Annotated in this window: 9 protein-coding genes; 7 read left to right on the top strand and 2 right to left on the bottom strand. The window is 73.0% G+C overall.

Annotated features, from left to right (window positions below):
* A partial coding sequence (locus tag ACFXGX_RS39945) for a DUF3097 family protein (protein WP_384802295.1) occupies positions 1-518 on the bottom strand: 518 nt, incomplete at its 3' end.
* Between the two features lie 31 nt (positions 519-549).
* The gene (locus ACFXGX_RS39940; protein WP_384802292.1) at positions 550-1,272 is read right to left on the bottom strand and encodes an MBL fold metallo-hydrolase; all 723 of its coding nucleotides are present in this window, start codon (positions 1,270-1,272) and stop codon (positions 550-552) included.
* A gap of 176 nt (positions 1,273-1,448) precedes the next feature.
* Here ACFXGX_RS39940 and hrcA point away from each other — a divergent pair, with 176 nt between their 5' ends.
* The 7 genes from hrcA (at position 1,449) to ACFXGX_RS39905 (ending at position 9,987) form a co-directional block, all read left to right on the top strand.
* The gene (hrcA, locus tag ACFXGX_RS39935) at positions 1,449-2,465 is read left to right on the top strand and encodes a heat-inducible transcriptional repressor HrcA (protein WP_355764533.1); all 1,017 of its coding nucleotides are present in this window, start codon (positions 1,449-1,451) and stop codon (positions 2,463-2,465) included.
* Complete coding sequence (dnaJ, locus tag ACFXGX_RS39930; protein ID WP_384802289.1) at positions 2,466-3,599, top strand: molecular chaperone DnaJ; 1,134 nt, start codon at positions 2,466-2,468, stop codon at positions 3,597-3,599.
* A gap of 109 nt (positions 3,600-3,708) precedes the next feature.
* A complete protein-coding gene (locus ACFXGX_RS39925; protein ID WP_384802286.1) occupies positions 3,709-4,803 on the top strand; it encodes a nitronate monooxygenase in 1,095 nt (364 codons plus the stop codon).
* Positions 4,800-5,549: a 16S rRNA (uracil(1498)-N(3))-methyltransferase gene (locus ACFXGX_RS39920; RefSeq protein ID WP_384802283.1), complete on the top strand. Its 750-nt coding sequence runs from the start codon at positions 4,800-4,802 to the stop codon at positions 5,547-5,549. Before ACFXGX_RS39925 ends, ACFXGX_RS39920 begins: the two co-directional genes overlap by 4 nt.
* 50 nt (positions 5,550-5,599) lie before the next feature.
* A complete protein-coding gene (locus ACFXGX_RS39915; protein WP_384802280.1) occupies positions 5,600-5,992 on the top strand; it encodes a VOC family protein in 393 nt (130 codons plus the stop codon).
* Between the two features lie 250 nt (positions 5,993-6,242).
* Positions 6,243-6,701 carry a hypothetical protein gene (locus ACFXGX_RS39910; protein ID WP_384802277.1) on the top strand — a complete coding sequence of 153 codons (459 nt, stop codon included), beginning with the start codon at positions 6,243-6,245 and terminating at the stop codon, positions 6,699-6,701.
* Positions 6,702-6,774: 73 nt separating this feature from the next.
* Positions 6,775-9,987, top strand: coding sequence for a S41 family peptidase (locus ACFXGX_RS39905; RefSeq protein WP_384802274.1), 3,213 nt, complete (start codon positions 6,775-6,777; stop codon positions 9,985-9,987).
* Positions 9,988-10,023: the final 36 nt, after the last annotated feature.

Here is a 10,023-nt window from a genome sequence, read left to right as displayed (position 1 = left end):
CTCCGAGCCCCGGTTCGGTGGGCCTCCCGGCGCCGCCGGGGGGGGGGGCGGGGGGGGGCTCTCCCGCGGCGCCGCCGGCGCGGTCGGCGCCCCCCCCCCTCCAGGTACTCCACGACCACGCCCTCGACGCGCAGATCGTCGCCCCAGACCCGCTCGACCAGTTCGGCGTCGTGACGGCCCTCGACGTAGATGCGCCCGGCGCGTGCGACCCGGGCGCGGGCGCCGGGGACCGCCACCGAGCCGGACGCCGTACGGCTGGGGCGCACCGGCGCGGAGGCCGTCGGGCGGACCAGGGTCACCACCCTGCCCTCCAGCAGGAAGCCGCGCGGTTCCAGCGGGAACACCCGGTGCTTGCCGAAGCGGTCCTCCAGAGTCACCGTGCCCGCCTCGCAGCGGATCACCGCGCCGCAGAAGCCGGTGCCGGGCTCCTCGACGACCAGACCCGGGTCCGCCGGGACCTCGGGCACGGGCTGGGACCTCTTCCACGGCGGGGTCAGGTCCGGAGAGTACTGGCGCATTCGGATGACGATAGGAGAAGCCCGGCGACGCTCACCGCGACACGCCGAAACGCTCGGCCAGGGCGTCCCGTTGGGACCGTACGAACGCGGCGTCCACCACCGCCCCGTGCCCGGGGACGTACAGCGCCTCCTCACCGCCCAGCGCGAGCAGCCGGTCGAGAGCCGCGGGCCAGCGCGACGGTACGGCGTCGGGGCCCGCCTGCGGCTCGCCCGACTCCTCGACCAGGTCGCCGCAGAACACCACCGCCGGGTCGCCCGGCACGACGACCACGAGGTCGTGGGCGGTGTGGCCCTCGCCCGTCCGCACCAGCCGGACCCCGACGCCGCCGAGATCCAGGTCCCAGGTGCTCCGGACGGAGCGGTGGGGCCGTACGAGGGAGTCGGCCGCCTCCTCCGCGGCCCGCGGGTCGAGACCGTTGCGCACCGCGTCCGCGCGCAGCTCCTCGCGGCCGCGTACGTACGCCTCCGACGAGCCGCCGGCGACGAAGATCTCCACGCCCGCGAAGGCGGCCGCGCCGAAAACGTGGTCGAAATGAGGGTGGGTGAGCGCGATATGGGTCACACCCGCGCCGGTCAGGACCCGCGCATCGGCGCGCAGTGCGGCGCCCTCCGCGAGGCTCGACCCGGCGTCGATCATCAGCGCCGCCTCCTCGCCGACGACGAGCCCCGCCGTGCAGTCCCAGTCCGGAAGCCGCCGTCGCCCCACCCGGGGCGCCACCCTTTCCCACCCGAGCTCTTCCCAAGTCAGCCTCATGCGGCGACGCTAACGGTGACCGGGTGCCGTGCACGACATCGCAGGCCCGCCCTTGCCCGGGGCGTGCCTCACGGCCGTACACTGGGCCGGGGAACGCTGGCACTCGTGTGCGCTGAGTGCCAGGCGAATGCCACGAAGGCCACGAAGACCACCGAGTCGACTTCTGGAGGTGCGCGATGCTCAGTGAACGCAGGCTCGAGGTGCTGCGCGCCATCGTCCAGGACTACGTGGGCACCGAGGAGCCGGTCGGCTCCAAGGCGCTCACCGAGCGGCACCGTCTCGGCGTCTCGCCGGCGACCGTCCGCAACGACATGGCGGTCCTGGAGGACGAGGGCTACATCGCCCAGCCGCACACCAGTGCCGGGCGCATCCCCACGGACAAGGGGTACCGCCTCTTCGTCGACAAGCTCGCGGGCGTCAAGCCGATGACCGCGCCCGAGCGCCGCGCCATCCAGAACTTCCTGGACGGCGCCGTCGACCTGGACGACGTCGTCGGCCGGACCGTGCGGCTGCTCGCGCAGCTCACCCGGCAGGTGGCCGTCGTGCAGTACCCCTCGCTGACCCGTTCGACCGTGCGTCACGTGGAGCTGTTGTCGATGGCTCCCGCGCGGGTGATGCTCGTGCTGATCACGGACACCGGCCGGGTCGAGCAGCGCATGATCAACTGCCCGGCGCCGTTCGGTGAGACGTCGCTGGCGGACCTGCGGGCCCGGCTCAACAGCCGGGTCGCGGGGCGTCCCTTCGCGGACGTCCCGCAGCTCGTCCAGGACCTCCCGGAAGCCTTCGAGGCGGAGGACCGGGGTACGGTCTCGACGGTGCTCTCCACACTGCTGGAGACACTGGTCGAGGAGACCGAGGAGCGCCTGATGATCGGCGGTACCGCCAATCTCACGCGATTCGGACATGACTTCCCTCTCACCATCCGGCCGGTGCTCGAAGCGCTGGAGGAGCAGGTCGTGCTCCTCAAGTTGCTTGGAGAGGCCGGGGATTCGAGCATGACCGTGCGAATCGGGCACGAGAACGCGTATGAGGGACTCAACTCCACGTCCGTGGTCTCCGTCGGCTACGGTTCGGGCGGCGAGGCAGTAGCCAAACTCGGCGTGGTCGGCCCGACCCGCATGGATTACCCGGGAACGATGGGAGCGGTACGAGCGGTGGCACGGTACGTCGGACAGATCCTGGCGGAGTCGTAAGTGGCCACGGACTACTACGCCGTACTCGGCGTGCGCCGCGACGCGTCCCAGGACGAGATCAAGAAGGCGTTCCGGAGGCTCGCTCGCGAGCTGCACCCGGACGTCAATCCCGATCCGAAGACGCAGGAGCGGTTCAAAGAGATCAACGCCGCGTACGAGGTGTTGTCGGACCCGCAGAAGAAGCAGGTCTACGACCTCGGCGGTGACCCGCTGTCCCAGCAGGGCGGCGGCGCCGGTGGCTTCGGCCAGGGCGGCTTCGGGAACTTCTCGGACATCATGGACGCGTTCTTCGGCACGGCGTCGCAGCGCGGACCGCGCTCGCGCACCCGCCGTGGCCAGGACGCCATGATCCGGCTGGAGATCGAGCTCGACGAGGCGGCCTTCGGCACCACGAAGGACATCCAGGTCGACACGGCCGTCGTCTGCGGCACCTGCAACGGCGAGGGCGCCGCGCCCGGCACCGCCGCGCAGACCTGTGACATGTGCCGCGGTCGCGGCGAGGTGTCCCAGGTGACGCGGTCCTTCCTGGGCCAGGTCATGACCTCGCGGCCGTGTCCGCAGTGCCAGGGCTTCGGCACCGTCGTCCCGACCCCGTGCCACGAGTGCGCGGGCGACGGCCGGGTCCGCTCCCGCCGCACCCTCACGGTCAAGATCCCGGCCGGTGTGGACAACGGCACCCGCATCCAGCTCGCGGGCGAGGGCGAGGTCGGCCCCGGCGGCGGCCCCGCCGGCGACCTGTACGTGGAGATCCACGAACTGCCGCACTCGATGTTCCAGCGGCGCGGCGACGACCTGCACTGCACGGTCACCCTCCCGATGACCGCGGCGGCCCTCGGCACCAAGGTGCCGCTGGAGACCCTCGACGGGATGGAGGAGGTCGACATCCGTCCGGGCACGCAGTCCGGTCAGTCGATCCCGCTGCACGGCCGGGGTGTCACGCACCTGCGCGGCGGCGGCCGCGGCGACCTCATCGTGCACGTCGAGGTCACCACGCCGACCAAGCTCGACCCGGAGATGGAGCGGGTGCTGCGCGAGCTGGCGCAGATGCGTGGCGAGGAGCGGCCCACCGGTCAGTTCCAGCCCGGTCAGCAGGGGCTCTTCTCCCGGCTGAAGGACGCCTTCAACGGCCGCTGATCCAGGCGGGGCACGGGGCCCGAAGCGCCCCGTGCCCTCCACGTCGGAGGCCGTATCCGGCCGGACGACCGGATTCGGACTTGTCCGGGGGACGTGACAACATGCCGTCATGTCCTCCGCGCTGACCGATCTCTTCCCTCACCCGATCGTGCAGGCCCCCATGGCGGGCGGAGTCTCCGTCCCGCAGCTCGCGGCCGCCGTGTCCGAGGCCGGCGGGCTCGGCTTCCTCGCGGCGGGGTACAAGACCGCCGACGGCATGTACCAGGAGATCAAGCAACTGCGCGGGCTGACCGGCCGTCCCTTCGGCGTCAACCTGTTCCTCCCGCAGCCCGAACACGCGGACGCCGCCGCGGTCGAGGTGTACGCGCACCAGCTCGCCGGTGAGGCCGCCTGGTACGAGACCGAGCTCGGGGACCCGGACAGCGGCCGCGACGACGGCTACGACGCCAAACTCGCCGTCCTCCTCGACAACCCGGTGGCGGCGGTCTCCTTCCACTTCGGCGTCCCGAAGCCGGAGGTGCTCCAGTCGCTGCGGCGCGCCGGCACCCTCACCCTGGTCACCGCCACCACGGCCGAGGAGGCCCTCGGTGCGGAGCGGGCCGGCGCCGACGCGGTCGTCGTGCAGGGCATCGAGGCCGGCGGACACCAGGGCACCCACCGGGACAACCCCGAGACGGACGGCACGGGCGTCGGCCTGCTCACACTGGTCGCGCAGGTCCGCGAGAGGGTGGGGATCCCGGTCGTCGCGGCCGGCGGCATCATGCGCGGCAGCCAGATCGCCGCCGTCCTCGCCGCGGGCGCGGACGCGGCCCAGCTCGGCACCGCCTTCCTCGCCACCCCCGAGTCCGGCGCGAGCGCCGTGCACAAGCAGGCGCTGACCGACCCCCTCTACGTACGCACGGAGCTCACGCGCGCCTTCTCCGGACGCCCGGCGCGGGCGCTGGCCAACCGCTTCATGCGCGAGCACGGCCCGTACGCCCCCGCCGCCTACCCCGAGGTCCACCACCTCACCCTGCCGCTGCGCAAGGCGGCGGCCAAGGCGGGCGACGCGCAGGGCATGGCACTGTGGGCGGGGCAGGGCCACCGCATGGCCCGCGACCTGCCCGCCGGGCAGCTCGTGGAGGTACTGAACGCAGAAATCGCGGCGGCCGAGACAGCGTTGTCGGCCGCCGCCGAGATCCCGGAAGAGGGTGCGGCCCGATGACGGCACCGGTGTTCCTGGTCGAGCACTTCGACACGGACGGCGAGGGACGCCATGTCCTCGACGGACCCGAGGGACGGCACGCCGTCTCCGTGAAACGGCTGCACAGCGGTGAGGACGTCGTGCTCACCGACGGGACCGGGCGCCGGGCGGAGTGCGTGGTCCTCGGCACCGAGGGCAAGGACCGGCTGATCGTGCGGATGGGCACGGTCACCGAGGAGCCGCCCGGGGAACCGCGCATCACGGTCGTCCAGGCCCTGCCCAAGGGGGACCGGGGCGAGCTGGCCGTCGAGACCATGACCGAGACCGGCGTCGACGCGATCGTCCCGTGGGCCGCCTCCCGCTGCATCACTCAGTGGAAGGGCGAGCGGGGTCTGAAGGCGCTCGGCAAATGGCGCGCCACCGCCCGGGAGGCCGGCAAACAGTCCCGGCGCGCACGCTTCCCGGAGGTCGCGGACGCGATGACGACCAAGCAGGTTGCCGCACTTCTCGCCAAAGCCGATCTCGGCGCCGTGCTCCACGAGGACACCGCCCTCGGCACCGAGCCCTTCGCGACCGCCCCGCTGCCCGCCTCCGGTGAGATCGTCCTGGTGGTCGGCCCCGAGGGCGGCATCTCCGCCGACGAGGTCGCCCTCTTCACCGAGGCCGGCGCGAAGACCTTCCACCTGGGGCGCACGGTGCTGCGCACCTCGACGGCCGGGACCGTGGCGACCGCGCTGCTGCTGGCCCGCAGCGGCCGCTGGTCCTGACCCGCCCGCCGTCGGCACGACCTGACATCCGCGCATCGAACGAGGAACCCATGGAACTCGCTCAGGTACGACTGCTCGTCTCCGACTTCGCCGTCTGCTACCGCTTCTACTCCGAAGTCCTCGGCCTCAAGCCCCAGTCGGGCGCGGCCGAGGGACCGTACGAGAAGTTCAGTCCGGTCACCGGGTCCGCGGGCATCGCCCTCCAGGACCGGGCCATGATGACGGAAATACTGGGTGAGCTCGGCGACGCCGTGACCGGACACCGGTCGCTGGTGGTGCTGCGGGTCGACGACCTCGACACCTACTGCGAGCAGGTCGTCTCGCGCGGCGCGGACCTCCTGCACGGCCCGGCCCCCATGACGGACCGCATGCGCGTCGCCCACCTCAAGGACCCCGAGGGCAACCTGGTGGAACTCCAGGAGTGGCTGCTGATGCTCGGCTGACGGCCGGTCGGAAGCCGTCCGGGGCCGGGGGAGGCGGGAACCTTATGGCCTTCCCGGCCCGCCGGGCAACACCTTCGGGTGGTTGTGCCCCCGATGGCCGCATGCGGTCTACCGCGCGTCGCCACACGGTGGCACGCTGCCGTCCATGGGGGCTTCGAGGTATTCCGGACACCGGACGAGGCGCGGGCGGGTCCTGACGGCCGTCGGGCTGGGAGCGGCCGGAGTGTTCGCCGTGACCGGGTGCGAGCCCATGGACGGACTCAGCACCGCGACCGTCGCCTACACGACCGACAAGACGGCGACCCGCGAGCTGGACAACCGGCACGTGGACGTGAGGTGGCTCACCTGCACCGCGAGCCTGGGCAACGCGGGCAAGGCCTACACGCCGGGGAAGTCGCACTCGCCGAGCGAGAGCACCGTGGCGACCGTCGACTGCCAGGGCCAGACCGGCGACGGCCGGGCCATCACCGTCAAGGGCAAGGTCACCCGCGCCGTCAACGGGGCCTGCGTGCGCGGCGATCTGCGCGCCACCGTCGGCGGAAAGCAGATCTTCCACGTCAAGGGCCTCGGCGACTGCGGTGCCGGACCCACCCCGCCGGTCACCTACCACCCCACCAACGGGCAGCCCAACCCCACCGTCACCGTCACCGTGACGAAGACGATGTGGTGCAAGGGCGACCCCACCTGCTGGCCCTCGCAGGGCAAGTGACCTGGCGAACCGTACGCGGATCAAGTGATTCGAACCTCTACCCGGGCCACGCGCGGCTGCATAGGGTGACCGGGTGACCGATTCCGCAGCCTCCGCGTACATCCGGTTTCCGCATCTGCACGGCGAGTTGGTCGTCTTCACGGCCGAGGACGACATCTGGGCCGCCCCGGTCGACGGCGGGGGCCGCGCCTGGCGGATCAGCGCCGACAACGTCCCGGTCAGCCATCCACGCATCTCCCCGGACGGTACGACCGTCGCCTGGACGTCGACGCGTGACGGCGCCCCCGAGGTCCACGCGGCCTCCCTGGACGGCGGTCCCGCGAAACGGCTGACCCACTGGGGCAGCGTGAAGACCCAGGTGCGCGGCTGGACCTCCGACGGACAGGTACTCGCCCTCAGCACCCAGGGACAGGCCAGCCTGCGCCGCACCTGGGCCCGGTCCGTCCCGCTCGACGGCGGCCCCGCGGCGACCCTCCCGTACGGGCCCGTCGGCGACGTCGCCCACGGCGAGAACGGTGTCGTCCTGCTGTCCGCCCCGATGGGACGCGAGGCCGCCTGGTGGAAGCGGTACCGGGGCGGCACGGCGGGCAAGCTGTGGATCGACCGGGACGGCGACGGAGAGTTCGTCCGGCTGCACGAGGACATCGACGGCAACATCGAATACCCCTTCTGGGCCGGCGAGCGGATCGCGTTCCTCTCCGACCACGAGGGCGTCGGCGCCCTGTACTCCTCCCTCGCCGACGGATCCGGCCTGAGCCGCCACACCCCCCTCGACTCCTTCTACGCCCGCCACGCCGCCACCGACGGCACCCGTGTGGTGTACGCGTCCGGCGGCGAACTGTGGCTCCTGGACGGCCTCGACGGCGCCGAGCCGCGCCGCCTCGACCTGCGGCTCGGCGGCCAGCGCGTCGACCAGCAGCCGCACCCCGTGAGCGCCTCGCGCTGGTTCTCCGCCGCCGCGCCCGACCACACCGGACGCGGCAGCGCGGTCTCCGTGCGCGGCGCCGTCCACTGGGTCACCCACCGCTCAGGACCGGCCCGCGCGCTCGCCGCCGAACCCGGCGTCCGCGCCCGGCTGCCCCGCACCTTCCGCGCCGAGGGCGAGGAACACGTCGTGTGGGTGACCGACGCGGAGGGCGACGACGCCCTCGAATTCGCCCCCGCCACCGGAGTCGCCCCCGGCGCCACCCCGCGACGGCTCGCCGCCGGCGCGCTCGGCCGGGTCCTCGGCCTCGCCATGGCGCCCGACGGAAGCCGCGCCGCCGTCGCCTCGCACGACGGGCGCGTGCTGCTCGTCGAGCGCGAGAGCGGCGAGGTCCGCGAGGTCGACCGCGGCGAGGACGGCGAGGTCAGCGGCCTCGTCTTCTCGCCCGACTCTGCCTGGCTCGCCTGGTCGCACCCCGGCCCCCGCCCGCTGCGCCAGCTCAAGCTCGCCAACACCACCGACCTGTCGGTGACCGAGGCGACCCCGCTGCGCTTCCGGGACTACGCGCCGGCGTTCACCCTCGACGGCAAACACCTCGCCTTCCTGTCGGCCCGCGCCTTCGACCCCGTCTACGACGAGCACGTCTTCGACCTGGCCTTCGTCGGCGGCTCCCGGCCGTATCTGATCACCCTGGCAGCCACGACCCCGTCGCCCTTCGGACCCCAGCGGCACGGCAGGCCCTTCGAGGCGCCCGACAAGGACGAGACGCCCGACAGCGAGGGCGCCCCCAGCACCCGCATCGACCTGGACGGACTCGCCGACCGGATCGTGCCGTTCCCCGTCGAGGCCGCCCGCTACTCCACGCTGCGCGCCGCCAAGGACGGGCTGCTGTGGCTGCGCCACCCCGTGCGCGGCGTCCTCGGCGCCTCCCGCGCCACCCCGGACGACCCGGACCCCAAGACCGAACTGGAGCGGTACGACCTCGCCCAGCAGCGCATCGAGCATCTCGCCGCCGACGCCGACCACTTCACCGTCACCGGCGACGGCAAGCGGGTCCTGCTGTGGACCGACGGAAAGCTCAAGGTCGTCCCCAGCGACCGGCGCGCCTCGAACGACGACGAGAGCGACACGAACATCACCGTCGACCTGTCACGGGTGCGCCAGTACGTCGACCCGGCCGCCGAGTGGCGCCAGATGTACGACGAGACGGGCCGCCTCATGCGGGACAACTTCTGGCGCCCGGACCTCGGCGGTGTCGACTGGGACGGTGTCCTCGACCGGTACCGGCCGGTCCTGGAGCGGGTCGCCACCCACGACGACCTCGTCGACCTGCTGTGGGAGGTCCAGGGCGAACTCGGCACCTCGCACGCCTACGTCACCCCGCGCGGCGGCTGGAGCGGCGGGGACCGGGCACAGGGACTCCTCGGCGCGGACATCTCCCGTCACGAGGACGGCAGTTGGCGCATCGACCGGATCCTCCCCTCGGAGACCTCCGACCCCGAGGCGCGGGCCCCGCTCGCCGCGCCCGGTGTCGCGGTGCGCGCCGGGGACGCGATCGTCGCGGTCGGCGGCCGGCCGGTGGACCCGGTGGCCGGGCCCGCGCCCCTGCTCGTCGGCACCGCGGGCAAGCCCGTCGAGCTGACGATCTCGCCCTCCGGCGGCGGCGATCCGCGGCACGCGGTCGTCGTACCGCTCGCCGACGAGGAGCCGCTGCGCTACCACGCGTGGGTCGCCGACCGGCGTGCCTACGTCCACGAGCGGTCCGGCGGGCGCCTCGGCTATCTGCACGTGCCGGACATGGTCGGCGCCGGGTGGGCTCAGCTCCACCGCGATCTGCGGGTCGAGGTGGCCCGTGAGGGCCTGGTCGTGGACGTCCGCGAGAACCGCGGCGGCCACACCTCCCAGCTCGTCGTGGAGAAGCTGGCCCGGCGGATCGTCGGCTGGGACCTGCCCCGCGGGCTGCGCCCCTACAGCTACCCGGAGGACGCGCCGCGCGGTCCCGTCGTCGCGGTCGCCAACGAGTTCTCCGGCTCCGACGGCGACATCGTCAACGCGGCGATCAAGGCGCTCGGCATCGGACCCGTGGTCGGCACCCGCACCTGGGGCGGTGTCATCGGCATCGACAGCCGCTACCGCCTCGTCGACGGCACCAGCGTCACCCAGCCCAAGTACGCCTTCTGGATGGAGGGGTACGAGTGGAACGTCGAGAACCACGGTGTCGATCCCGACGTCGAGGTCGTCCAGGCGCCGCAGGACCACGCGGCCGGCCGTGACACCCAGCTCGACGAGGCGGTCCGGATCGCGCTGGCCGCCCTGGAGGAGACCCCGGCGAAGACCGCGCCCACGCTGCCACCGCTGTGATCTTCGCCCGGCGTGGCGGACGGCGGCGGCGCGAGT

It is taken from the genome of Streptomyces sp. NPDC059371 (genome assembly GCF_042751995.1).
GTDB lineage: Bacteria > Actinomycetota > Actinomycetes > Streptomycetales > Streptomycetaceae > Streptomyces.
This window is presented reverse-complemented; position numbering and strand designations above follow the sequence as displayed.

Excerpts from the sequence above, each read along its gene's own strand:
- hrcA (WP_355764533.1), top strand. The coding sequence starts at position 1,449 with ATGCTCAGTGAACGCAGGCTCGAGGTGCTGCGCGCCATCGTCCAGGAC.
- ACFXGX_RS39915 (WP_384802280.1), top strand. The coding sequence starts at position 5,600 with ATGGAACTCGCTCAGGTACGACTGCTCGTCTCCGACTTCGCCGTCTGC.
- ACFXGX_RS39910 (WP_384802277.1), top strand. The coding sequence starts at position 6,243 with ATGGACGGACTCAGCACCGCGACCGTCGCCTACACGACCGACAAGACG.
- ACFXGX_RS39920 (WP_384802283.1), top strand. The coding sequence starts at position 4,800 with ATGACGGCACCGGTGTTCCTGGTCGAGCACTTCGACACGGACGGCGAG.
- ACFXGX_RS39925 (WP_384802286.1), top strand. The coding sequence starts at position 3,709 with ATGTCCTCCGCGCTGACCGATCTCTTCCCTCACCCGATCGTGCAGGCC.
- ACFXGX_RS39940 (WP_384802292.1), bottom strand. The coding sequence starts at position 1,272 with ATGAGGCTGACTTGGGAAGAGCTCGGGTGGGAAAGGGTGGCGCCCCGG.